Raw genomic sequence first — 22,047 nt, forward strand, 5'->3', positions numbered from 1 at the left:
GTGGAGGAAGCACCGATGAACAGGACCGCGCGGGTCGAGCGCATCACCAAGGAATCCAGCATCGTCGTCGAACTGGATCTGGACGGCACCGGCAAGACCGAGATCTCCACCGGCGTCCCGTTCTACGACCACATGCTCACCGCGCTGGGCGCGCACGCCAGCTTCGACCTGACCGTGCGCGCCGAGGGCGATATCGAGATCGAGGCGCACCACACGGTGGAGGACACCGCCATCGTGTTCGGGCAGGCGCTCGGCAAGGCGCTGGGCGACAAGTCCGGCATCCGGCGCTTCGGCGACGCCTTCATCCCGATGGACGAGACCCTCGCGCACGCGGCGGTCGACGTGTCGGGGCGGCCGTACTGCGTGCACACCGGCGAACCGGAACACCTGCTGCACGCGGTGATTCCGGGCAGTCCCGTGCGCGGCCGCTCGGAACCGGGCGCGCCGTATTCGACCGTGCTCAACCGGCATGTCTTCGAGTCGATCGCGCTCAACGCCCGCATTGCGCTGCATGTGCGGGTGCTCTACGGCCGCGATCAGCACCACATCACCGAGGCCGAGTTCAAGGCCGTGGCGCGGGCGCTGCGGGCCGCCGTCGAACTCGACCCCCGGGTGAGCGGCGTGCCGTCGACGAAGGGAACGCTGTGACAACGAAATCCGTCGCCCTGCTCGACTACGGCTCCGGCAACCTGCACTCCGCCGAGCGGGCGCTGGTCCGGGCGGGGGCGCGCGTCGAGGTGACCGCCGACCCGCAGATCGCGCTGGCCGCAGACGGTCTCGTGGTGCCCGGTGTCGGGGCGTTCGCGGCCTGCATGGCGGGACTGCGCGAAGTGCGTGGCGAGCGCATCATCGGCCAGCGCCTGGCGGGTGGTCGTCCGGTGCTCGGCATCTGCGTCGGCATGCAGATCCTGTTCGAGCGCGGCGTCGAGTTCGGCGTGGAGACCGACGGGTGCGCCGAATGGCCCGGCGTGGTGGAGCGGTTGTCCGCGCCGGTGCTGCCGCACATGGGCTGGAACACCGTGTCGGCCCCGTCCGACAGCGTGCTGTTCAAGGGCATGGACGCAGACACCCGGTTCTACTTCGTCCACTCCTACGCCGCACAGACCTGGGATCTCCCCCCGAGCGAGCACTTCGCCTCCCCGAAGCTCACCTGGGCCGAGCACGGCGTCCCGTTCCTCGCCGCGGTCGAGAACGGCGCCCTGTCCGCCACCCAGTTCCACCCGGAGAAGTCCGGCGACGCGGGCGCCCACCTCCTGCGCAACTGGATCGACTCCCTCTGAACCACGCCCGGCCGATCGGACCGCGTGCCCTCCGGCATGCGGTCCGATCGGCGCTGGGCGTGCAATTCTCAGCGAAACCCCGGCCTGTCGACTTCCCGGCCACCATTTCTCTCCGTCGATAGTCGAACGGTGGTCGAGCCAGATCGACGGTAGTCGAATGGCCTAGAAGCGAGTGCCGATCGCCCACTGCGGTGTGCTCTGGACCCGGGAGAGCCTCCACCCCTCCGCAGTCCGCACAGCGTCGAACTGGTAGATCTCGCCGAGCGTGTATTTCGGCTCGGTGAGCGTGCCCTCGACCACCGGCGCGAAGGTGGCCAGCAGGTTGGCGCGTACGGCGGCGGCGTCGCCGCGCAGGTCGACGATCACGTTGCTGATGAAGTGCTGAATCTTCTTGTCGGCGGAGTGACTTCGCCCGGCCTGCGCGATCATCGCGGCGACGCCCTGTGCGGTGCCGCCGGGCGTGGTGGCGCTGGCGTCGGCGGTGTAGATCTCCCGGAAGTCCTCGAAGGTCCCGTCGTCCAGGGTGCGGCCGAGGCGGTCGACCAGCGCGCTGATCTGGTTGCGGTCCACCAGTTCTCGGATTTCCCGCCGCTCGACGTCGTCGGCGGCGGCGGTGGACGAGCAAGCGGCCAGCGCCGCGATCGGCAGCAGGGCGAGCGGGAGGACGAGGCGGATCTTCTTCATGGCAATGGCCTTTCGAACTATATGTTGGTCTCTCCAACGTTGGTGAAGCCAACGATAACAAACGTGGGTCGCGCCAACAAGTGGGTTGCTAGATTGGTGCCATGGAGATCGCGCACGACGGCGCCGCGGGCAGGCTGCGCGCACTGCCCACCCGGCTGATCAACCAGGTGGCCCTGGTGGCCGACCGGGCGACGGAACGGGCACTGGAGGACACCGGATCGCGCAGGCACCACTACGCCCTGCTCGCGACGCTGCGCGAGTTCGGTCCCGCGAGCCAAGCCGATCTCGGCCGCCGCACCCGCATCGACCGCAGCGACATCGTCGCGGCCCTCAACGACCTGGCCGACCGCGGTTTCGTGGAACGCAGCCCCGACCCGGGCGATCGCCGCCGCAACATCGTCACCCTCACCCGCCCCGGCGCGCGCCATCTCGACGATCTGGACGTGCGCCTGGACACCGCCCAGGACGAGCTGCTCGCCGCGCTCTCCGCCGCCGAGCGCCGCCAGCTGGTCGGTCTGCTCGCTCGCATACTGGATGATCACTCGCGATCCTGACCCGCACCGCGTTTCCGCAGGCCGGAGGTGGGGCGCGGGGAGCGGGCGACTATGCTGCTCGGAGTGAGTCTTGTGCTACTACCTGCCGTCGATGTCGCCAATGGAGAGGCCGTGCGCCTGGTGCAGGGGGAGGCGGGCAGTGAGACCAGCTACGGCTCGCCTCGCGACGCCGCACTGGCTTGGCAGGAGGCGGGCGCCGAGTGGGTGCACCTGGTCGATCTGGACGCGGCGTTCGGCCGCGGCTCCAACCGTGAACTGCTCGCCGAGGTGATCGGCGAACTCGACGTGCAGGTCGAGCTGTCCGGCGGCATCCGTGACGACGACTCCCTCGAGGCGGCGCTTGCCACCGGCTGCGCCCGCGTCAACCTGGGCACCGCCGCGATGGAGGACCCGGTGTGGTGCGCCCGCGCCATCGCCAAGCACGGCGAGCGCATCGCGGTCGGCCTCGACGTGCGCATCATCGACGGCGAACACCGGCTGCGCGGCCGCGGTTGGGTCAGCGACGGCGGCGACCTGTGGGAGGTGCTCGAGCGCCTGGAGCGCGACGGCTGCTCGCGCTACGTGGTCACCGACGTCACCAAGGACGGCACGCTGACCGGCCCGAACCTGGACCTGCTTCGTGACGTGTGCGCGGCCACCGACGCGCCGGTGATCGCCTCCGGTGGCGTGTCCACCGTCGAGGACCTGGTCGCCATCTCCGGGCTGGTTCCCGAGGGCGTCGAGGGCGCGATCGTCGGCAAGGCGCTGTACGCGGGCCGGTTCACCCTCCCCGAGGCGCTGGCCGCGGTGCGCTGATACCGAAACCGATGGCTGCCAACCCGATCGCAGAGCTTCCCGAGCTGCTCGCCGTCGCGAGCGAGATCCTCGACGACTCCAGTGCGCGTTTCGTCGAGGGTCTCGGCGCGCCGAGCGCGGTCACCAAGGGCCGCAACGATTTCGCCACCGAACTCGACTTGGAGCTGGAACGCACCATCTCCGAGGGCCTGGCCTCGCGCACCGGAATCGAGGTGCACGGCGAGGAATTCGGCGGTCCGCAGCTCACCTCGGGCACGGCGTGGGTGCTCGACCCGATCGACGGCACCTTCAACTACTCCTCGGGTCATCCGCTCTCGGGCATGCTGCTCGCGCTGGTGCGCGACGGCGAACCGGTGCTCGGGCTGACCTGGTTGCCGATCCTCGGCCAGCGCTACGCCGCGGTGCGCGGCGGGCCGGTGCTGCTCAATGGCAAACCGCTGGCGCCGCTGCCGCCCGCGAAACTGGCCGACTCGATGATCGGATTCGGCGCGTTCAACGTCGATTCCGCGGGCCGCATCCCCGGCCGCTTCCGATTCGATCTGCTCGGTCCGCTGAGCAGGCTCTCCTCCCGGGTGCGGATGCACGGGTCCACCGGCATCGACCTGGCCTTCACCGCCGCCGGGGTGCTGGGCGGCGCGATCGTGTTCGGCCACCATGCGTGGGACAACGCGGCGGGCGTCGCGCTGGTCCGCGCCGCGGGCGGCGTGGTGACCGACCTGGCGGGCGAGCCGTGGACCATCACCTCCGGGTCGGTGCTCGCGGCGGCGCCGGGGGTGCACGAAGAACTGCTCGAGATGATCTGCACGGTCGCCGATCCGTCGACCGCCGAGGAAGGATGAGCCGATGACGTTGGCCGTACGCGTGATTCCGTGTCTCGACGTGGACGCGGGCCGGGTGGTCAAGGGCGTCAACTTCGAGAACCTGCGCGACGCGGGCGATCCCGTCGAGCTGGCCGCGACCTACGACGCCCAGGGCGCCGACGAACTGACGTTCCTCGACGTCACCGCCTCCACCGGCGACCGCGGCACCATGATCGACGTGGTGACCCGCACCGCCGAGCAGATCTTCATCCCGCTCACCGTCGGCGGCGGCGTGCGCACCGTCGAGGACGTGGACCGGCTGCTGCGCGCGGGCGCGGACAAGGTCTCGGTGAACACCGCGGCGATCGCCCGTCCCGAGGTGCTGCGGGAGATGTCCGAGCGATTCGGTTCGCAGTGCATCGTGCTCTCGGTGGACGCGAGGACCGTGCCCGACGGCGAGCCCGACACCACCTCCGGCTGGGAGGTCACCACGCACGGCGGCAAGCGGGGCACCGGCATCGACGCCATCGAATGGGCGATGCGCGGCGCCGAATTGGGCGTCGGCGAGATCCTGTTGAACTCGATGGACGCCGACGGCACCAAGACCGGTTTCGACCTGCCGATGATCCGCGCGGTCCGGGCCGCCGTCTCGGTTCCCGTGATCGCCAGCGGCGGCGCCGGGGCCGTCGAGCACTTCGCCCCCGCGGTGCAGGCGGGCGCCGACGCCGTGCTCGCGGCGAGCGTCTTCCACTTCGGCGACCTCACCATCGGACAGGTCAAGGATGCCATGCGCGCGGAGAACATCGTCGTTCGCTGATTCCGCGGCCACGCCGATCGGGTGCTGGCGGGAATCGGCCGGGCCGGAATCGCCTCGCGGCCGCGTGGGTTGGCCGAGCCATGAGCATCGGTGTGGCACGACGACATTCCGTCCTATCGGCGGATCGTCGAACTGTCCGGGGCGCGGCGTGCGGCGGATCTGGTCGTCATCGGCGACGAGGCCGTGATCGCTTCGCGCGTCGCGGAATACTTCGACGCAGGCGCGACCGACGTGATCTTCACGCAGACGGATCTGACCACGCCGGAGGACCAGCGGCGCACCTGGGAGGTCCTCGGAGCGCTGCGCCGCACGCGCCGGACCGACGCGGCGACGGCCCTGTTATAACGGTGGCATGACACTCGACCCCGCCATCGCCGCCCGTCTCAAGCGCAACGACGCGGGTCTGGTGGCCGCCGTCGCGCAGGAACGCGGCACCGGCGATGTGCTGATGGTCGCCTGGATGGACGACGAAGCCCTGGCCCGCACGCTGGAATCCCGCAAGGCGACCTACTATTCGCGCTCGCGGCAGCAGTACTGGGTCAAGGGCGAGACCTCCGGCCACACCCAGTACGTGCACGAGGTGCGGCTGGATTGCGACGGCGACACCGTGCTGCTCGTCGTGGACCAGGAGGGCGCGGCGTGCCACACCGGGACCCACACCTGCTTCGATTCCGACCTGCTGCTCGGCGAACCCTGAACGACGCTGCCGGACGTAGTCCGTCCGAAGACCGCGCATGGCCGGAGCGAAGGCGGAGGTACGCCCTGATCGGCACGGCCGGACGCGCGCTCAGTCGCTCGACCGGTCGCCTCGCGCGGCGCCGTCGACGCTCGGCGCGAGCCGGCTCACCGCCTCGGGGAGGCGCTGGGCGAGGATCTCGCTGAGGTCGGCCAGTTGGTCCTTCTGGGTGGCGTCCAGTTCGTCGAACACCAAGCGCCGCACCGCGTCCAGATATCCCGGCGCCGCCTCGACGACCTTGAGGTAACCGTCGTCGGTGAGCACCGCCTGCACGCCGCGCCGGCCCACCGTTGCCGAGCGCTGGGCCCAGCCCAGCCGCTCCAGCTTCGACACCACGTGCGACAAGCGTGATAGCGATGCATTTGCTTTGTGGGCAAGCTCACTCATTTGGAGTCGATGCCCCGGTTCCTCGGAAAGCAAGGTCAAAACCCAGTACTCGAAATGCGTGACCCCGGATTCACGCTGCAATTGGGTGTCCAAGGCGCTCGGCAGCCGCGTCATCAGCGCCACGACCGCACGCCATGCCCGTTGTTCCACGGGATCCAGCCACTTCGTCACTATGCGCCTTCTTTCGAGCCAAGTGACGTGGGTAGTTAGGGAGCCTATTGATCAGTGAAAAAGCAAATTCACAGTCACTCGCGTGCAACGAGTTTGCCACGACTTCGCTCGGCGGTCATACGGATCCTCGATGTCGTGAGTTCATTCACAAATGGTGGTGGCGTGTCGATGTCGTGTCCCGCGCGGCGGGCGTCGGGGCGGCGGCGGGTGGCGCGGAGGCGATCTGCTGGGCGGCCTTCTTGCGGCGCATCTGTCGGCGCACCACGAAGAACACCACACCGGAGAAGACCAGCGCCGCAATGATCGCGCCGGCGAGACAGGCGCCGCGGAACGCAGGCGCGTCCACGTCGAGGACGCGCTCGCCCGCGTGCGCGGCGCTGCTGTTGCCGAGCACGATGGACAGCGTCATCAGATTCGGTATCGCCAGCAGCACGGCAAGTACCACCGCGGCGCCCGCCAGGAACTTGCCCGCCCGTTTGCGCCACATCAGCACCGCGAAAAGCAACAGCAACAGCGGAACGATGGTGCACACCGCGCCGAAGAAGAATCCCCAGCCGATGCCCTTGCTGAAGCTGCCGCTCACCATTTCGGCGATCCGCTGCGCCCACCAGCGCGGAATGAACGCGGCCAGGACCAGATAGGTGACGAAGAGGACCACGACGAGCACCACGCCGCCGATGATCCGATTGCGCCAGACTGTCGCGCTGGATTTGCCGTCCGGCCGAACCTCGCTCGAAGTCATGGTTTCAGCGTAGGTCGACCGGACGGTCTCGGTACCGCAGCGCGGTCGGCGTTTCGCCTCGTCAGCGCTTCCCGACGAGGCGGAGCGGGGTTTCGCCTAGCGGACCCGTTCGCGCAGGAAGCTCAGCGCCTCGTCGGCGTGCGCGTTGGCCCGCAACTCGCTGGCGATCACCGCGAGCACGGTGCGGTCGGTGTCGATGACAAAGGTCTGCCGCTTCACCGGCGCGAGCTTGCCGAGCAGGCCGCGCTTGACCCCGAACTGCGCGGCGACCGCGCCGTCGGTGTCGGAGAGCAGCGGATAACCGAGGCCCTGTTTGGCGGCGAAACCCGCCTGGGTGTCCACCGCGTCGGTGCTGATGCCGACGCAGGAGGCGCCGAGCGCGGCGAACTCCGCGGACAGGTCCCGGAAGTGGCAGGCCTCGGCGGTGCATATCGGGGTGTTCGCACCCGGGTAGAAGAACAGCACCAGTGGTCCGTCGGCGAGCAACTCGTCGAGGGAGCGGAGGGTGCCGGACTGGTCGGGGAGCTCGAACTGCGGGGCGCTCTGGCCTTTCTGCATAGCAGGGACAGTACCGGGCGTACTGGACGCTCGGTACCGTCCGATCGGACGCTGCGCGCTTGCCGACCGGGCCCGAGGCGGCCTTGCACCGGGCCGGGCGCAGCGCGGGTGTCCGCCCTGGGATGATGGAGTAATGCCTGGCGCGTCCACTCCCACCACCACGACCCGCGAACAGTTCCATCTGCTCGCCGCGGAGCATCGGGTGGTCCCCGTGACCCGAAAGGTGCTGGCGGACTCCGAAACTCCGCTGTCGGCCTATCGCAAGCTGGCCGCCGATCGGGCTGGCACCTTCTTGTTCGAGTCCGCCGAGACCGGACGGTCCTGGTCGCGCTGGTCGTTCATCGGCGCGGGCAGCCCGTCGGCGCTCACCGTGGTCGACGGCGAGGCGGCGTGGCTCGGCCACATCCCCGTAGACGCCCCGTCGGGCGGCGATCCGCTGGTCGCGCTGCGCGAGACGTTGCAGCTGCTGCAGACCGAGCGGTTGCCGGGCCTGCCGCCCCTCACCGGCGGCATGGTCGGTTATCTCGGCTACGACGCGGTGCGCCGGATCGAGCGCCTGCCCTCCTCGGCCGTCGACGATCTCCAGCTGCCCGAGATGGTGCTGCTGCTCGCGACCGATCTGGCCGCCTTCGATCACCACGAGGGCGCCATCACGCTGATCGCCAACGCCGTGAACTGGAACGGCACGTCCGACCGCGTCGACGAGGCCTACGACGACGCGGTCGCCCGCCTGGACCGGATGACCGAAGCGCTGGCCGCTCCTGCCGCGTCCACCGTCTCGGTCTTCGACCAGCCCGAGCCGCAGTACCGCAGGCAGCGCACCTCCGACGAGTTCGGCGCCGGCGTACGCAGGCTGGTCAAGGAGATCGAGGCGGGCGAGGCGTTCCAGGTCGTGCTCTCCCAGCGGTTCGAGATGGACTATCGCGGCGAGGCGATCGACCTGTACCGGATGCTGCGGGCCTCCAACCCGAGCCCGTACATGTACCTGATCCACGTCCCCGACGGCGAGGGCGGCACGGCCTTCTCGATCGTCGGCTCCAGCCCGGAATCGCTGGTGACCGTGAAGGAAGGCGTGGCCACCACGCACCCGATCGCGGGCACCCGCTGGCGCGGCGCCACCGAGGAGGACGACCTGCTGCTGGAGAAGGGGCTGCTGGCCGACGAGAAGGAAAACGCCGAGCACCTGATGCTCGTCGACCTCGGCCGCAACGACCTCGGGCGGGTCTGCCAGCCGGGCACGGTGCGCGTCACCGAGTACCGGCACATCGAGCGCTACAGCCATGTCATGCACCTGGTGTCCACGGTGTCGGGACGGCTGAAGCCGGGCAAGGTCGCCTTGGACGCGGTGAGCGCGTGCTTCCCCGCGGGGACCCTGTCGGGCGCGCCGAAGGTCCGGGCGATGGAGCTCATCGAGGAACTGGAGCAGACCCGGCGCGGCGTCTACGGCGGCGTCGTGGGCTACCTCGACTTCGCGGGCGACGCCGACACCGCGATCGCCATTCGCACCGCCCTGCTCAAGGACGGCATCGCCTACGTCCAAGCGGGCGCGGGCGTGGTCGCCGATTCCGATCCGGACTACGAGGACGTGGAATCGCGCAACAAGGCGATGGCGGTGCTGAAGGCCGTCGCCGCCGCCCAGACCGTGCGCGCCTACGGCGCCGACCTATCGGCGGATCCGGGCGGCGTCCGATGACCGGCGCGGAATCGGAACGAGATCAGCGCGCCTCGGCGGAGACCGGCGAGTCCCCGGCCGCCGAGGCGGTCGCGCCCGTTCGCCGCGCCGAGGGGCGCAGGTATCCGATCGGGGCCATCGTGCTGCTGGCGCTGGCCGCGGCGCTGATGTGGGGCTCCTCGCGACTGACCTGGGTGACGGTGTCGTCCTCGGACGGACTCACCGAACCGCGCACCGACGAACTGAACGGCGGCGTCTGGTTCGGCGCGCTCACCCCGCTGGCGCTGGTGCTGCTGGCGGCCATCGCCGCGCTGCTGGCCACCAAGGGATGGCTGCGGCGGATGGTCGGCGTGCTCGTCACGCTCGTCGCGGCGGTGACCGCGGTGCCCGCCTTCGCGCTGCTCACCGGTCAGGGCGCGACCGAGGAACGCGCCGCCGCGCTGGCCGAGCTGCCGGGCCGCGCCACGGTCACCGAGGTGACCACCGCGCCGTTGCCCGCGGTCCTCACGATGGCCGCGGCACTCGCCGCGTTCGCGGCGGGCGTGTTGCTGGCGCGGATGCCGAGGGAGTCGGGCAGGCTCTCCGGCAAGTACGAGAGCCCGGTGGTGCGCCGCGAGGCCGCCACCGAGGAAGTGACCAAACAACGCGCCGCGGACACCTCGGGGCAACTCTCGGAACGGGTGCTGTGGGACGCGCTGGACGCGGGTACCGACCCGACCGACGACACGCCGGGCGCGGTATCGAATTCCCATAACGGCAGGGTGCCGGATTCGCGGAACGGCACGAGGCCTGCCGCGGGCGACGGAGCCGAGCCCGATTCCGGCGAGTCGAACTCACATGACCGGGCGGTGGACGGTGGTGCGGGCTGACGTGACCGCCCACACCGCGCCCCGTGGGTTCCCCGCGCGGCGTGACCGCCGGTCGGCCGCTGAGCTGAACCCCGGCCGCAAGACAAGAGGTACAGCCATTTATTCTTTGTCAGCATCGGTGAGACAGCGCCTGGGGGGATTCTCAGGCAGCAAGTCCGTCTCCCCAGAAAGGATTCGAGCCAGATGACGGTACTCGACTCGATTCTCGACGGGGTCCGCGCGGATGTGGCCGCTCGGGAAGCCCTGGTGGACTTCCCGGCCATCAAGGCCGCAGCCGCCGCAGCGCCCGCCCCGCTCGACGCGCGCGCCGCGCTCCTGGAAGACGGCATCGGCGTCATCGCCGAGGTCAAGCGGGCCAGCCCGTCCAAGGGACCGCTGGCCGACATCCCGGACCCCGCGAGCCTGGCCAAGGCCTACGAGGACGGCGGCGCCCGCATCATCAGCGTGCTCACCGAGGGACGCCGCTTCGGGGGTTCGCTCGACGACCTGGACGCGGTGCGCGCCACCGTGAACATCCCGATCCTGCGCAAGGATTTCGTGGTCGGTCCCTACCAGATCCACGAGGCGCGCGCGCACGGCGCCGACGTCATTCTGCTGATCGTCGCCGCGCTCGAACAGGACGTGCTGTCCGCGCTCATCGACCGCACCGAATCGCTCGGCATGACCGCGCTGGTCGAGGTGCACACCGAGGAGGAGGCCGACCGCGCGCTGTCCGCGGGCGCGTCGGTGATCGGCGTGAACGCCCGCAACCTCAAGACGCTCGAGGTGGACCGCGACGTGTTCGCCCGCATCGCCCCCGGCCTGCCCACCGAGGTCATCCGGATCGCCGAGTCCGGCATTCGCGGCACCGCCGACCTGCTGGCCTATGCCGGCGCGGGCGCGGACGCGGTCCTGGTCGGCGAGGGCCTGGTGACCAGCGGCGACCCGCGCGCCGCGGTGTCCGAGCTGGTGACCGCCGGCACCCACCCGTCCTGCCCCAAGCCGGCTCGGCGGGGCCGGTGATGGCGGTGAACGCGCTACCCCAGGCCAGTGCGGGCGTCGCTCACCCGAGCGCGCACGAACCGGATCTCGGCGGTCACTTCGGCGTCTACGGCGGCAGGCACGTGCCGGAGGCGCTGATGGCGGTGATCGAGGAGGTCACCGCCGAGTACGAGAAGTGCCGCGCCGACCACACCTTCCTCGACGAGCTGGACCGGTTGCAGCGCGACTACACCGGACGCCCGTCGCCGCTGTTCGAGTGCAAGCGGCTCGCCGAGCACGCGGGCGGCGCCCGCATCCTGCTCAAGCGCGAGGACCTGAACCACACCGGCTCGCACAAGATCAACAACGTGCTCGGCCAAGCGCTGCTCGCCAAGCGGATGGGCAAGACCCGCGTCATCGCGGAGACCGGCGCCGGCCAGCACGGCGTCGCCACCGCCACCGCGTGCGCGCTGCTCGGTCTCGACTGCGTGATCTACATGGGCGCGGTCGACACCGCCCGCCAGGCGCTGAACGTGGCCCGCATGCGGCTGCTCGGCGCCGAGGTCATCTCGGTGACCACCGGTTCGCAGACGCTCAAGGACGCCATCAACGAGGCGCTGCGCGACTGGGTCACCAACGCCGAGCAGACCTACTACTGCTTCGGCACCGCGGCGGGCCCGCACCCGTTCCCGCTCATGGTGCGCGACCTCCAGCGCGTCGTCGGCCTCGAGGCGCGCCAGCAGGTGCAGGAGCTGACTGGCAGGCTGCCCGACGCGGTGACCGCCTGCGTCGGCGGCGGCTCCAACGCGATCGGCATCTTCCACGCCTTCCTCGATGATCCGGCCGTCCGGCTGATCGGCTACGAGGCGGCGGGCGACGGCGTCGACACCGGCAGGCACGCCGCGACGTTCACCGGCGGCACGCCGGGCGCGTTCCAGGGCGCCTACTCGTACCTGTTGCAGGACGAGGACGGCCAGACCATCGAATCGCACTCGATCTCCGCGGGCCTGGACTACCCGGGCGTCGGCCCCGAGCACGCCTACCTCAAGGACATCGGCCGCGCCGAGTACCTGCCGATCACCGACACCGAGGCCATGGACGCGCTGCTGCTGCTCAGCCGCGCCGAAGGCATCATCCCGGCGATCGAGTCCGCGCACGCCGTGGCGGGCGCGCTGACGCTGGGCGAGGAACTCGGCCCCGGCGCGATCATCCTGGTCAACCTGTCCGGCCGCGGCGACAAGGACATGGACACCGCGGCCCGCTGGTTCGGGCTGTTCGACGCACCGCAGGAGACCGAGTCGTGAGCCAGCAGTCCCGCCTCGCCAACACCTTCGCCGCGGCGCGCGCGGAGAACAGGGCCGCGCTGATCGGCTACCTGCCCGCGGGCTACCCCGATCTGGCCGGTTCCATCGAGGTGTGCCGCGCGATGGTCGAATCCGGTTGCGACATCATCGAGGTCGGCGTCGCCTACTCCGATCCGGTGATGGACGGCCCGACCATCCAGGCCGCCGCCGAGCAGGCGCTGCGCGGCGGCGTGCGGGTGCGTGACGTGTTCACGGTGGTCGAGGCGATCGCCGAGGCGGGCGGCAAGGCCGTGGTGATGAGCTACTGGAACCCGGTGCTCCAGTACGGCGTCGACCGCTTCGCGCGCGACCTGACCGCTGCCGGCGGTGCGGGCATCATCACCCCGAACCTGATTCCAGAGGAGGCCGACGACTGGTTCGTCGCCTCGGCCGCGCACGATCTGGACCGCATCTTCCTCGTCGCGCCGTCCTCCACCGAAGAGCGCTTGGTGAAGACGCTCGAGGCGTCCCGCGGTTTCATCTACGCGTCCTCGACCATGGGCGTCACCGGCGCGCGCGACGTGGTGTCGGCCGCGGCGCCCGCGCTGTGCGCCCGCATCCGTGCTCATTCCGACATACCGATCGGCGTCGGTCTCGGCGTCCGCAACGGCGTCCAGGCCGCCGAGATCGCGAGTTACTCCGACGGCGTGATCGTGGGTTCGGCGCTGGTCACCGCCGCGGCCGACGGGTTGGACGCGGTGCGCGCGCTGACGAGGGAACTCGCCGAAGGCGTGCGCTCGGCGACCGTCGTCTCGTAGCACCTCCCGGCGTCGGAAGGCGCTGTCGGGCGGAGTCCGTCAAGAGCGCGCGAGTGCCCTCGGCTACGGTGGCCCCGTGACGTTACGAAGCGATGTGCTGGCCTATATCCCCAGCCCCCCGCAAGGCGTGTGGCAACTCGGGCCGATCCCGCTGCGGGCCTACGCCCTGTGCATCATCCTCGGCATCGTCGTCGCCATCTGGTGGGGCGAGCGGCGCTGGCAGGAGCGCGGCGGTCAAGCGGGCACGGTGCTGGATGTCGCCATGTTCGCGGTGCCGTTCGGTCTGATCGGCGGTCGCCTCTACCACGTGGCGACGGACTGGAAGAAGTACTTCGGCGCGGGCGCCAACCCGATCGAGGCGCTCTACATCTGGCAGGGCGGCCTCGGCATCTGGGGCGCGGTGTTCCTCGGCGGCATCGGCGCCTGGATCGGCTGCCGCGTGTACAAAGTCCCGCTGCCCGCCTTCGGCGACGCCATCGCGCCGCCGATCCTGCTCGCCCAGGCGATCGGCCGCCTCGGCAACTACTTCAACCAGGAGCTCTACGGCCGGGAGACCACCGTGCCCTGGGGTCTGGAGATCTACCCGCGGTTCGACTCCAACGGTGATCCCGACCCGATGAACGGCATCTCCAACGGCGTCGTCGAGAAGATCGTGCATCCCACGTTCCTCTACGAGCTGGTCTGGAACCTGGTGGTCGTCGTGCTGCTGGTGCAGATCGACCGGCGCTGGCGGATCGGCCACGGTCGCCTGTTCGCGCTCTACGTGGCGGGTTACAGCTTCGGCCGGTTCTTCGTCGAACTGATGCGCGACGACGAGGCCACCAAGATCGCGGGCATCCGCATCAACTCGTTCACCTCGGCGCTGGTCTTCCTCGCGGCCATCGCCTACTTCGTGTTCGCCACCAAGGGCCGCGAGACCGCCGAGCAATTGCAGCCCGGCGCGATGAAGCGCCCGTGGCCGTGGCAGATCGGCGCACTGCGCGCCGCGGGTGCGTCGACCGCGACCGCGGTGACGCTGGACAAGAGCGAGGTGTCCGCGAAAGACCCGGCGGACGAGGCAGACTCGGCGGACGAGTCGGATCGATCCGAGAAGGCGGCGTCGGAGAAATCCGTCGACGACGATTCCGACAAGGCAGTGACGGTGCCCCCGGAGAAGTCCGCCGCGAGCGCGGGGGAGGAATCCGACACCGCGGAGGCGGAGCCGAAGTCCACGGCGGCGGCGAAAGATTCGCCGGACGCGGACGACGACTCCGCCGAGGAACCTAAGTCCGGCGTAGCGGCCGAGAAGACCACGGCGGACAAGGGCAAGTAGCCGCCGCGCGAAATCGACCGCGCGCGACGGCAACACATCCGCCACCGCGCGCGATAACGATGCGGAGTCCGAAGAATTCCGTTCTTCGGACTCCGCGCCTAGAAGCGCCGGGGCGACAAAACCGGTCGATTGCGGCAAGAATGTCCGGTGATCGTCGCGGGCGTGCCCGTCGAGGCGATCGACGAACCGGGGGCCAGCAATGGGTGCCCACTTGATGAGGAGGACATAAGTGACCGACCCTTACCAGAACAACCAGGGCTTCGGCGGCCCGCAGTACGGCCCGCCGGGTACGGGTCCGGACCTGAACAAGGACGCGTCGGGCCAGCAGCAGTACGGCCAGCCCGCCGACCAGTACGGCCAGCAGCAGTTCGGACAGCAGCCCGGTGGCTACCCGCCCGCGGCGCCGTACGGCCAGCCGCAGCCGCAGGGCTACAACCCGGCCGATCCGGACGCACCGTACGGCCGTGACGCTTTCGGCGTGCCGCTGTCCGACAAGCAGAAGATGATCGCGGGCATTCTGCAGCTGCTGGTCGGCACCCTCGGTATCGGTCGCTTCTACCTGGGCTACACGACCATCGGCATCTTGCAGATCGTGACCTGCGGTGGCTGCGGCATCTGGTCGCTCATCGACGGGATCATGATCCTGACCGGCAAGGTCCCCGACGCCAACGGGCGACCGCTGCGGGACTGACCCACGCTCCGAAGGGCGTCGCCGAACAGGCGGCGCCCTTCGCGTTTTCGCGATGCGATCCTTTCGCGCACGGTGAGCGGAATACTGTGCAGCAGCCCGCAACGGGCGTAATTTTGGCCTGATCTGTGTGTCGTGTGTGGGCATTCTCCGCACCGGAGAGAGGGATTTCGTGCGTCGCAAGCTGTTCTCCGTCGTCATGCTCGCCATCGTCGCCGCCACCGGCCTCACCGCCTGCGGCAGCGGCGACGACCCGAACGTACTGAAAGTCGGCACCGAGGGGACCTACTCGCCGTTCAGCTATCAGGGCGCCGACGGCGCGCTCACCGGCTACGACGTCGAGGTGGTCCGCGCCGTCGCCGAGAAGCTCGGCCGCAAGGTCGAATTCGTGCAGACGCCGTGGGACGCGATCTTCGCAGGCCTGGAATCCAACCGTTTTGCCTTGGTCGCCAACCAGGTCTCGATCACCGAGGAACGCAAGAACAAGTACGAGCTCTCCCAGCCGTACACCACCTCTGAGGGCGTGATCGTCACTCGCGCCGACAACACCGCCATCAGCTCGCTTGCCGATCTCACGGGCAAGACCTCAGCGCAGTCCGCCACCAGCAACTGGGGCGCGGTCGCCACGGGCGCGGGCGCGAAGGTGGAGGCCGTCGAGGGCTGGGTGCAGGCCATCCAGTTGCTGAAGAACGGCCGCGTCGACTGCACGATCAACGACAACCTGGTGTTCAACGAGTACACCAAGACCTCGGGCGACAAGTCGGTCAGGATCGCCGCCCAGACCGGCGAGACCAGCAGGATGGGCTTCGCCGCGCGCAAGGGCGATCCGTTGATCGCCGAGGTGAACCGGGCGCTGGACGAGCTGCGCGCCGAGGGCAGGCTGGGGCAGATCTCGGACAAGTACTTCGGCGTCGACGTCAGCAAATAACCGCTCGTGGACGCCGCGACCAGGGAGCTGATCTGGCACAACCTGTGGCCGATGCTGGAGGCCACCGTCACCAAGACCATCCCGCTCACCGCCATCAGCTTCGTGATCGGGCTGGCGCTCGCGCTGTTCGTCGCGCTGGCGCGGATGTCGCCGAGCCGGCTGCTGTCCGCGCCCGCGCGCTTCTACATCTCGATCATCCGCGGCACGCCGCTGCTGGTGCAGCTGTTCATCGTGTTCTACGCGCTGCCGCAGTTCGACATCGTGATCGATCCGTTCCCCGCGGCGGTGATCGCGTTCAGCCTGAACGTCGGTGGCTACGCGGCCGAGGTGGTGCGCGCCGCGATCCTGTCGGTCGCGCACGGGCAGTGGGAGGCGGCGCAGGCGCTCGGCATGTCGTATCCGATGATGCTGCGGCTGATCATCCTGCCGCAGGCCGCGCGGATCGCGGTGCCGCCGCTGTCGAACACGCTCATCTCGCTCGTCAAGGACACCTCGCTGGCCTCGACCATCCTGGTAACCGAACTGTTGCGCACCGCGCAGCTTGCGGCCGCGCCGACCTTCGACTTCTTCGCCCTCTACGGGGTCGCGGCGCTCTACTACTGGGTGATCTGCCTGATCCTCGGCTTCGGCCAGACACGCCTGGAGACGCGCCTTTCCCGCCACGTCGCCCGGTGAGGACCCGTTCACCAAGTCTTCACCGACACCACGACAGGCCCGTACCACTGAGCAGGACTACGCTCTACTCGTGATGCGACGGACGAAGATTGTGTGCACGCTCGGCCCGGCCACTGCCACCGAGGACCGTATCCGCGAACTCGTCGAGAGCGGTATGGACGTAGCTCGCCTGAATTTCAGCCATGGCGAGCACTCCGACCATGCCGAGAACTACAAGAAGGTGCGCCAGGCCTCGGACCACGTCGGCCGAGCGGTTGGCATTCTGGCCGATCTACAGGGTCCCAAGATCCGGCTCGGCCGGTTCATCGAGGGCCGCACGGTGTGGGCGACCGGGGAGGAAGTGCGCATCACCGTCGATGACATCGACGGCACTCACGACCGGGTCTCGACCACGTACAAGGAGCTGTCCAAGGACGCCAAGCCCGGCGACCGCCTGCTCGTCGACGACGGCAAGGTCGGCCTGACGGTCACCAGCGTCGAGGGCAACGACGTGGTCTGCCGGGTGACCGAGGGCGGACCGGTCTCCAACAACAAGGGCGTCTCGCTGCCCGGCATGGACGTGTCGGTGCCCGCGCTCTCCGAGAAGGACATCGAGGACCTGGAGTTCGCGCTGAAGCTGGGCGTGGACTTCATCGCGCTCTCGTTCGTGCGCTCGCCCTCCGACGTCGAGCTGGTGCACGACGTGATGGACCGGATGGGCCGTCGCGTTCCGGTGATCGGCAAGCTGGAGAAGCCCGAGGCCATCGACAACCTCGAGGCGATCGTGCTGGCCTTCGACGCGATCATGGTCGCGCGGGGCGATCTCGGCGTCGAGCTGCCGCTGGAGCAGGTGCCGCTGGTGCAGAAACGGGCCATCCAGATGGCCAGGGAGAACGCCAAGCCGGTCATCGTCGCGACCCAGATGCTGGAGTCGATGATCGAGAACTCGCGCCCGACCCGCGCCGAGGCCTCCGACGTGGCCAACGCGGTGCTCGACGGCGCGGACGCGGTGATGCTGTCCGGTGAGACCTCCGTCGGCGCGTACCCGATCGAGACGGTCCGGACGATGGCCCGCATCGTGCACGCGGTCGAGGCCGAGTCCTCCACCCGGGTGCCGCCGCTGACCCACGTGCCGCGCACCAAGCGCGGTGTCATCTCCTACGCGGCGCGCGACATCGGCGAGCGGCTCAACGCCAAGGCGCTGGTGGCGTTCACCCAGTCCGGCGACACCGTGCGCAGGCTGGCCCGGCTGCACACGCCGCTGCCGCTGCTCGCCTTCACCCCGCTGCCCGAGGTGCGCAGCCAGCTCGCGCTGACCTGGGGCACCGAGACCTTCATCGTCCCGACGGTGAAGACCACCGACGCGATGATCCACCAGGTGGACCAGTCGCTGCTGTCGATGGACCGTTACAAGAAAGGCGACCTGGTCGTCATCGTGGCGGGCTCCCCGCCCGGTACTGTCGGTTCCACCAACCTGATCCACGTGCACCGTATCGGTGAGGAGGACCATTAGCGTGAGTGCTTCGCTAGGCGGCCCCGTCGGCACCCAAGAGCCGACGAAGCGGTCCGATCTGGATGTGCTGCTCGGTCTGCTCGATCTCGAGCAGATGGACACCGACGTCTTCGTCGGCCACCATCCGGAGAAGGTCTGGAGCCGGACCTTCGGTGGACAGCTGGTCGCGCAGGCGATCATGGCGGCCGGTCGCACCGTGGGCGACCGGCCCGTGCACGCCGTGAACGCGCATTTCGTGCGCGGCGGCGATCCGAAACAGCCGATCGAGTACCGGGTGGACCGGCACCGCGACGGCCGCTCCTTCGCCAACCGCACGGTCACCGCCGTGCAGGACGATCAGGAGCTGTTCGTCATGCTGGCCGCCTTCCAGGACTGGGGCAAGGGCCTCGAGCATGCCCACCCTCATCCCGAGGTGCCGGACCCCGAGCAGCTGCCGCGCATCGAGGAGAGCTTCGAAGGCTTGGAGGACAAGCTGGAGATGTTCGTCAACGCGCCGCATCCGATCGACATGCGCTACACCAACGATCCCGCCTGGATCATGAAGGGCACAGGGGAGCGGCTCAACCACAACCGGGTGTGGATGCGCGCCGACGGCACGCTGCCCGACGATCCGCTGATCCACGTCGCGACGCTGGGCTATTCGTCCGATACGACGGTGCTCGACTCGATCATCACCACGCACGGGCTCTCCTGGGGACTGGACCGGATCATCGCGGCCACGGTGAACCACTCCATCTGGTTCCACCGTCCGTTCCGCTTCGACGACTGGGCCCTGTACGCCACCGAGTCCCCGGTCGCCGCGGGCTCGCGCGGCCTGGCCACCGGTCGGTTCTATTCGCGTAGCGGTGAACTCCTCGCCACCACGGTGCAGGAGGGCGTCATCCGCCACTTCCCGTCGCGCGGCTGAACCCCGTCCGCCGACGAAGCGAGCGCCCACGCCGAAACAGCCTGGGCGCTACAGGATCTCCCGCTCGATCTCGAAATCGAAACTGTCCCTGCGCTGCGTGCTGATCGTGCGCGGCACGTCCGGATCATCTATGCCGCAGGATGTTTCGATCATCAGGCGGCGTTCCAGGGCGGCCAGGCCGGGGGCGGTCAGATCGCGCGGCGCACCGACCAGGCTGAGCGCGATCTCGTAGGTGCGGCGCGCGTCCGGCTCCTGGCCGGGATGGTCTACGCGCCATTGGGTTTCGAGCAGAACGTGGGCCGGGTCCTCCGGCTCGACCGGCAACGTGAAACGCCACGCGAAGACGTCGCGGTCGTGCAGGTGGTCGTCCACCACCGCGCGCACCGTCTCGACGACGCGTTCGAGGGTCTCCGGCGTCACATAAACATGAAGCGAAACATCCGAGATTCTCGGCATGTCTGATTCCTGTCTGTGTCGAACCATCAACGGCGAATGCTGTCCGCGGGGAGTGTAATCCCTCGGTGGGCATGGGCGACATAGCCGGGCGCGGTTTGTCCGCCACGTCCCGGTTGCGCGGCGGTCACCGGATGCGCTGCGCCGCCAGGAATGCCGAGAGCGGCGCGGGTGCGGCGCCCGGTTGCACCACCAGACCGGTGCGTTGGTCGTCGTCGGGACGGGTCTGGGCGTGCGGCGCCAGCGTCAGCATCAGCGGCACCAACGCCTCGGCGATGCGATCGCCGACCTCGCAGTAGGCGGCCTCGGACAGGCCGACCGGGTCGCCGATGTTCTCCCGGCCGACGATGGAGAGATCGTTGCGAGCCAGGTGCAAGTCGGCGACCGTGCGTGCACCGGTGACCTTGGCGATCCGGTGCGCTTCCAGCAGCGTGAAGGTGCGGGAGGCGGCGCCGAAGGCCATGTCGGCGGCTTGGTCCCTGATCTGTTCGGTCATCGCTAGCACGAGGTCGGCGCGGTCGATCAGTTCCGGCTTCAGTTTGCGCGCACGGAAGCCGTCGGGGTCCGCGCCGAGACCGGAAATGGTTTGCGCGGTGAGCGGTTCGATGGGGAAGCCGACAAGCGCACGGGTGCCCGCGCTTTCGGCGGTGAGGCCGGCGAAGTTGTGTTCGACGGCGAGCGCGCGGGTGAGCCGCTCGGCGATCACCGAACGGCACACATTGCCGTTGCAGACGAACAGGACGTGCATGTGGCTACGGTAATTCGGCCGGTCGCGAACCAGAAGTCGGCCGTGCCGGAATCACAGGTGCGCAGACACATATTCATCTGGCTGTCGCGCGCCGTACACAAAGCTCACCCGGGTATTCAGGCGGATTCTCGATGCACGTCACGATCGAGCGCCGGGCTTAACGCAGAACTTACCCAGCTGTTTCGACCTTCAATCATCCACTTGCCGTTGACGATTGTGTGACTACTCACTCGGATTCGTTTCGGTAATAAGTGTTTTCGGTGATCACCGGCGCCACTTCGGCGTTTTCGCCGTACACCCGTCCGCGGGTGGAGAACATCGGGCCGCGGGAGGCGATCACCGGCGCGAACCTGGCCATCCCGGTGGCGGGCGCCATGTCGTCGTACATCGCGTCGATGCCGCCGCGCGCGAAGTACGCCTCGTGCCAGAATCCCGTCCCGCCGGAGTCCTTCAGGAATTTCGCCCACCAGTCCTGGTGCGGCTCCGACCGCGTCCACCGCTCCAGGCTGTCCAGATCGCGCCAGTACTGCCGCGCTCCCCAGTGCGGCGGAAACAACCCCCACACCACGTCCTCGTGCAGCAGCAGTCCCTCTGGCCGGTCCCGATGCGAGCGATAGAGCTTGGGACCCAGCCCGAGCAGCCGCACCATGCCCCGCGGCCTGCGCACCCGCATCCCGAGGTAGATGACCACGAGATCCGGATAGCCGGACAGGTCGACGGTCGTCCTGTTCACCCGCATACAGAAACCTCCGCACCGGCGCGCACGATTGCGCCCACCTACGAAGTACGTTCCAGCCCGACCTTCGGTTCAGCAAGGCAGGCTGCATGTCCTATGGACCCGCCGCGGTCGCGGCGGACAGCATCCCGGCCCGCCGATCCCGACGCGCAGTCCTCGCCAAAGCGTTGGCGGCCAATGACAGATCGTCGGTACGCGATCGTCACGCGGCGAAGTCGTGGTTCCCCTTTCCGATCGGCAGGCAAGCACCAACGCCAATAGCGCACCCTTCTGCCGCACCGCCGAGAATCCGCGCAGGACAACAGGTTTGGATTTTCACTCGAGGTCCGATTCGAACGTGAAGGACGGAAATCCCCAACGCCACCACACTTTCCGAGACCGCTCCGGGATATTCGCCCTGGCCTGCACCCGAACTCGTGACGTGGTGATTCGGTATCCGGTTGTCCGGAAGGGTTTGCGGTACTTGTGACACTCCGGTGACACCGAGCCGTGCGGCGAACGCAGCGCCTAGCCGTATGAGCAGCCGGGTATTCGAGAGCACGCACCTCGACGTACGCGGCGGCACGTGTAATTCTCGGAGGATGAGGGATTTCGGGGTGGGATTACTGGTGAGCGCTGTCCCACTGCTGCTCGTGCTGGCGGGTCTCGGCTTCCAGTTCGGTGGCCCGCTCGCGGTGCTGACCGGCAAGCGCATGGTCCGGCTGGTCGGGCGCGAGACGATCCTCACCGGCTATCAACTTTGGTTGCTCGCACTCGCCGCCGTGCCAGTGGTGACCTGGATCATCGGGATCGTCACAGCTGCGACAACGATATGGCAGGGTGCGATCGCGTTCGGGGTAGGTATGTCGATACCCCTCGCACTCGCAGCGGCGCTTTCACCGTGGCTGCTGTTGGCTTGGATTTTCCTGGGGGCCGGAGAGCTAGTGACGAACTCCTGACAGCACAGCGGGACCACAGCCGGTGAACCGGGCGGCTGGCGGCG

The 22,047-nt window shown here is 68.9% G+C and carries 27 protein-coding genes; 20 read left to right on the plus strand and 7 right to left on the minus strand.

From position 1 onward, the window contains the following. Positions 1-15: 15 nt before the first annotated feature. On the plus strand, positions 16-648 hold the full coding sequence (hisB, locus tag AC3ERS_RS25745) for an imidazoleglycerol-phosphate dehydratase HisB (RefSeq protein WP_431970666.1): 633 nt from the start codon (positions 16-18) through the stop codon (positions 646-648). After that, entirely contained in the window at positions 645-1,280 is a 636-nt protein-coding gene (hisH, locus tag AC3ERS_RS25750; protein ID WP_355004130.1) for an imidazole glycerol phosphate synthase subunit HisH, read from the plus strand. The genes hisB and hisH overlap by 4 nt, the downstream gene beginning before the upstream one ends. A gap of 162 nt (positions 1,281-1,442) precedes the next feature. Here hisH and AC3ERS_RS25755 read toward each other — a convergent pair whose 3' ends face one another. Further along, entirely contained in the window at positions 1,443-1,964 is a 522-nt protein-coding gene (locus AC3ERS_RS25755; protein WP_431970667.1) for a nuclear transport factor 2 family protein, read from the minus strand. A gap of 101 nt (positions 1,965-2,065) precedes the next feature. On the opposite strand from AC3ERS_RS25755, the gene AC3ERS_RS25760 reads away from it, so the two are divergent. The 6 genes from AC3ERS_RS25760 to hisI all read left to right on the plus strand — a co-directional run bounded on the left by AC3ERS_RS25760 (position 2,066) and on the right by hisI (position 5,627). Then, complete coding sequence (locus tag AC3ERS_RS25760; protein ID WP_431970668.1) at positions 2,066-2,518, plus strand: MarR family winged helix-turn-helix transcriptional regulator; 453 nt, start codon at positions 2,066-2,068, stop codon at positions 2,516-2,518. 63 nt (positions 2,519-2,581) lie between these two features. Continuing rightward, positions 2,582-3,313, plus strand: a complete 732-nt coding sequence (gene priA, locus AC3ERS_RS25765; protein WP_431970669.1) for a bifunctional 1-(5-phosphoribosyl)-5-((5-phosphoribosylamino)methylideneamino)imidazole-4-carboxamide isomerase/phosphoribosylanthranilate isomerase PriA — start codon at positions 2,582-2,584, stop codon at positions 3,311-3,313. 11 nt (positions 3,314-3,324) lie between these two features. Beyond that, positions 3,325-4,152, plus strand: coding sequence for an inositol monophosphatase family protein (locus tag AC3ERS_RS25770; RefSeq protein ID WP_431970670.1), 828 nt, complete (start codon positions 3,325-3,327; stop codon positions 4,150-4,152). A 4-nt stretch (positions 4,153-4,156) separates the two neighbouring features. After that, positions 4,157-4,930 carry an imidazole glycerol phosphate synthase subunit HisF gene (gene hisF / locus AC3ERS_RS25775; RefSeq protein ID WP_431970671.1) on the plus strand — a complete coding sequence of 258 codons (774 nt, stop codon included), beginning with the start codon at positions 4,157-4,159 and terminating at the stop codon, positions 4,928-4,930. 90 nt (positions 4,931-5,020) lie between these two features. After that, positions 5,021-5,275, plus strand: a complete 255-nt coding sequence (locus tag AC3ERS_RS25780) for a hypothetical protein (protein WP_431970672.1) — start codon at positions 5,021-5,023, stop codon at positions 5,273-5,275. Positions 5,276-5,282: 7 nt separating this feature from the next. Beyond that, entirely contained in the window at positions 5,283-5,627 is a 345-nt protein-coding gene (gene hisI, locus AC3ERS_RS25785) for a phosphoribosyl-AMP cyclohydrolase (protein WP_431970673.1), read from the plus strand. A 90-nt stretch (positions 5,628-5,717) separates the two neighbouring features. Here the strand turns inward: hisI and AC3ERS_RS25790 are convergent, their stop codons facing one another. From AC3ERS_RS25790 to AC3ERS_RS25800, 3 genes are all read right to left on the minus strand, one after another. After that, positions 5,718-6,167 (minus strand): MarR family winged helix-turn-helix transcriptional regulator, encoded by a 450-nt coding sequence (locus AC3ERS_RS25790; protein ID WP_431970820.1) that lies wholly within the window; start codon positions 6,165-6,167, stop codon positions 5,718-5,720. Between the two features lie 202 nt (positions 6,168-6,369). Continuing rightward, positions 6,370-6,966, minus strand: coding sequence for a permease (locus tag AC3ERS_RS25795; RefSeq protein ID WP_431970674.1), 597 nt, complete (start codon positions 6,964-6,966; stop codon positions 6,370-6,372). 96 nt (positions 6,967-7,062) lie between these two features. Next, a complete protein-coding gene (locus AC3ERS_RS25800) occupies positions 7,063-7,524 on the minus strand; it encodes a peroxiredoxin (RefSeq protein WP_431970675.1) in 462 nt (153 codons plus the stop codon). A 133-nt stretch (positions 7,525-7,657) separates the two neighbouring features. Here AC3ERS_RS25800 and AC3ERS_RS25805 point away from each other — a divergent pair, with 133 nt between their 5' ends. The 11 genes from AC3ERS_RS25805 to AC3ERS_RS25855 all read left to right on the plus strand — a co-directional run bounded on the left by AC3ERS_RS25805 (position 7,658) and on the right by AC3ERS_RS25855 (position 19,128). After that, positions 7,658-9,217: an anthranilate synthase component I gene (locus AC3ERS_RS25805; RefSeq protein WP_431970676.1), complete on the plus strand. Its 1,560-nt coding sequence runs from the start codon at positions 7,658-7,660 to the stop codon at positions 9,215-9,217. Then, positions 9,214-10,065: a TIGR02234 family membrane protein gene (locus AC3ERS_RS25810; protein WP_431970677.1), complete on the plus strand. Its 852-nt coding sequence runs from the start codon at positions 9,214-9,216 to the stop codon at positions 10,063-10,065. Before AC3ERS_RS25805 ends, AC3ERS_RS25810 begins: the two co-directional genes overlap by 4 nt. Before the next feature lie 183 nt (positions 10,066-10,248). Further along, positions 10,249-11,067, plus strand: a complete 819-nt coding sequence (trpC, locus tag AC3ERS_RS25815; protein WP_431970678.1) for an indole-3-glycerol phosphate synthase TrpC — start codon at positions 10,249-10,251, stop codon at positions 11,065-11,067. Beyond that, entirely contained in the window at positions 11,067-12,329 is a 1,263-nt protein-coding gene (trpB, locus tag AC3ERS_RS25820) for a tryptophan synthase subunit beta (protein WP_431970679.1), read from the plus strand. The genes trpC and trpB overlap by 1 nt, the downstream gene beginning before the upstream one ends. Beyond that, the gene (trpA, locus tag AC3ERS_RS25825) at positions 12,326-13,126 is read left to right on the plus strand and encodes a tryptophan synthase subunit alpha (RefSeq protein WP_431970680.1); all 801 of its coding nucleotides are present in this window, start codon (positions 12,326-12,328) and stop codon (positions 13,124-13,126) included. The genes trpB and trpA overlap by 4 nt, the downstream gene beginning before the upstream one ends. A 94-nt stretch (positions 13,127-13,220) precedes the next feature. After that, on the plus strand, positions 13,221-14,438 hold the full coding sequence (lgt, locus tag AC3ERS_RS25830) for a prolipoprotein diacylglyceryl transferase (RefSeq protein ID WP_431970821.1): 1,218 nt from the start codon (positions 13,221-13,223) through the stop codon (positions 14,436-14,438). A 229-nt stretch (positions 14,439-14,667) separates the two neighbouring features. Further along, positions 14,668-15,129, plus strand: a complete 462-nt coding sequence (locus tag AC3ERS_RS25835; protein WP_357459972.1) for a TM2 domain-containing protein — start codon at positions 14,668-14,670, stop codon at positions 15,127-15,129. Between the two features lie 169 nt (positions 15,130-15,298). Further along, positions 15,299-16,054 carry an amino acid ABC transporter substrate-binding protein gene (locus tag AC3ERS_RS25840; protein WP_431970681.1) on the plus strand — a complete coding sequence of 252 codons (756 nt, stop codon included), beginning with the start codon at positions 15,299-15,301 and terminating at the stop codon, positions 16,052-16,054. Between the two features lie 6 nt (positions 16,055-16,060). Continuing rightward, the gene (locus AC3ERS_RS25845) at positions 16,061-16,729 is read left to right on the plus strand and encodes an amino acid ABC transporter permease (protein ID WP_431970682.1); all 669 of its coding nucleotides are present in this window, start codon (positions 16,061-16,063) and stop codon (positions 16,727-16,729) included. Between the two features lie 70 nt (positions 16,730-16,799). Continuing rightward, positions 16,800-18,221 (plus strand): pyruvate kinase, encoded by a 1,422-nt coding sequence (pyk, locus tag AC3ERS_RS25850; protein ID WP_431970683.1) that lies wholly within the window; start codon positions 16,800-16,802, stop codon positions 18,219-18,221. A gap of 94 nt (positions 18,222-18,315) precedes the next feature. Beyond that, on the plus strand, positions 18,316-19,128 hold the full coding sequence (locus tag AC3ERS_RS25855) for an acyl-CoA thioesterase (RefSeq protein ID WP_431970822.1): 813 nt from the start codon (positions 18,316-18,318) through the stop codon (positions 19,126-19,128). A 48-nt stretch (positions 19,129-19,176) separates the two neighbouring features. On the opposite strand, the gene AC3ERS_RS25860 is transcribed toward AC3ERS_RS25855, so the two are convergent. From AC3ERS_RS25860 to AC3ERS_RS25870, 3 genes are all read right to left on the minus strand, one after another. Then, positions 19,177-19,584, minus strand: a complete 408-nt coding sequence (locus tag AC3ERS_RS25860) for a hypothetical protein (protein WP_431970684.1) — start codon at positions 19,582-19,584, stop codon at positions 19,177-19,179. Between the two features lie 124 nt (positions 19,585-19,708). Then, positions 19,709-20,329 (minus strand): arsenate reductase/protein-tyrosine-phosphatase family protein, encoded by a 621-nt coding sequence (locus AC3ERS_RS25865; protein ID WP_431970685.1) that lies wholly within the window; start codon positions 20,327-20,329, stop codon positions 19,709-19,711. 226 nt (positions 20,330-20,555) lie between these two features. Beyond that, a complete protein-coding gene (locus AC3ERS_RS25870; RefSeq protein WP_431970686.1) occupies positions 20,556-21,068 on the minus strand; it encodes a monooxygenase family protein in 513 nt (170 codons plus the stop codon). Between the two features lie 578 nt (positions 21,069-21,646). On the opposite strand from AC3ERS_RS25870, the gene AC3ERS_RS25875 reads away from it, so the two are divergent. After that, the gene (locus AC3ERS_RS25875) at positions 21,647-22,003 is read left to right on the plus strand and encodes a hypothetical protein (protein ID WP_431970687.1); all 357 of its coding nucleotides are present in this window, start codon (positions 21,647-21,649) and stop codon (positions 22,001-22,003) included. The last annotated feature ends 44 nt before the right edge of the window (positions 22,004-22,047 follow it).

Source organism: Nocardia sp. bgisy134 (assembly GCF_057708325.1).

Excerpts from the sequence above, each read along its gene's own strand:
- hisB (WP_431970666.1), top strand. The coding sequence starts at position 16 with ATGAACAGGACCGCGCGGGTCGAGCGCATCACCAAGGAATCCAGCATC.
- AC3ERS_RS25755 (WP_431970667.1), bottom strand. The coding sequence starts at position 1,964 with ATGAAGAAGATCCGCCTCGTCCTCCCGCTCGCCCTGCTGCCGATCGCG.
- AC3ERS_RS25760 (WP_431970668.1), top strand. The coding sequence starts at position 2,066 with ATGGAGATCGCGCACGACGGCGCCGCGGGCAGGCTGCGCGCACTGCCC.
- AC3ERS_RS25770 (WP_431970670.1), top strand. The coding sequence starts at position 3,325 with ATGGCTGCCAACCCGATCGCAGAGCTTCCCGAGCTGCTCGCCGTCGCG.
- hisF (WP_431970671.1), top strand. The coding sequence starts at position 4,157 with ATGACGTTGGCCGTACGCGTGATTCCGTGTCTCGACGTGGACGCGGGC.
- hisI (WP_431970673.1), top strand. The coding sequence starts at position 5,283 with ATGACACTCGACCCCGCCATCGCCGCCCGTCTCAAGCGCAACGACGCG.
- AC3ERS_RS25790 (WP_431970820.1), bottom strand. The coding sequence starts at position 6,167 with ATGACGCGGCTGCCGAGCGCCTTGGACACCCAATTGCAGCGTGAATCC.
- AC3ERS_RS25795 (WP_431970674.1), bottom strand. The coding sequence starts at position 6,966 with ATGACTTCGAGCGAGGTTCGGCCGGACGGCAAATCCAGCGCGACAGTC.
- AC3ERS_RS25800 (WP_431970675.1), bottom strand. The coding sequence starts at position 7,524 with ATGCAGAAAGGCCAGAGCGCCCCGCAGTTCGAGCTCCCCGACCAGTCC.
- AC3ERS_RS25805 (WP_431970676.1), top strand. The coding sequence starts at position 7,658 with ATGCCTGGCGCGTCCACTCCCACCACCACGACCCGCGAACAGTTCCAT.
- AC3ERS_RS25810 (WP_431970677.1), top strand. The coding sequence starts at position 9,214 with ATGACCGGCGCGGAATCGGAACGAGATCAGCGCGCCTCGGCGGAGACC.
- trpC (WP_431970678.1), top strand. The coding sequence starts at position 10,249 with ATGACGGTACTCGACTCGATTCTCGACGGGGTCCGCGCGGATGTGGCC.
- trpB (WP_431970679.1), top strand. The coding sequence starts at position 11,067 with ATGGCGGTGAACGCGCTACCCCAGGCCAGTGCGGGCGTCGCTCACCCG.
- AC3ERS_RS25855 (WP_431970822.1), top strand. The coding sequence starts at position 18,316 with ATGGACACCGACGTCTTCGTCGGCCACCATCCGGAGAAGGTCTGGAGC.
- AC3ERS_RS25860 (WP_431970684.1), bottom strand. The coding sequence starts at position 19,584 with ATGCCGAGAATCTCGGATGTTTCGCTTCATGTTTATGTGACGCCGGAG.
- AC3ERS_RS25865 (WP_431970685.1), bottom strand. The coding sequence starts at position 20,329 with ATGCACGTCCTGTTCGTCTGCAACGGCAATGTGTGCCGTTCGGTGATC.
- AC3ERS_RS25870 (WP_431970686.1), bottom strand. The coding sequence starts at position 21,068 with ATGCGGGTGAACAGGACGACCGTCGACCTGTCCGGCTATCCGGATCTC.
- AC3ERS_RS25875 (WP_431970687.1), top strand. The coding sequence starts at position 21,647 with ATGAGGGATTTCGGGGTGGGATTACTGGTGAGCGCTGTCCCACTGCTG.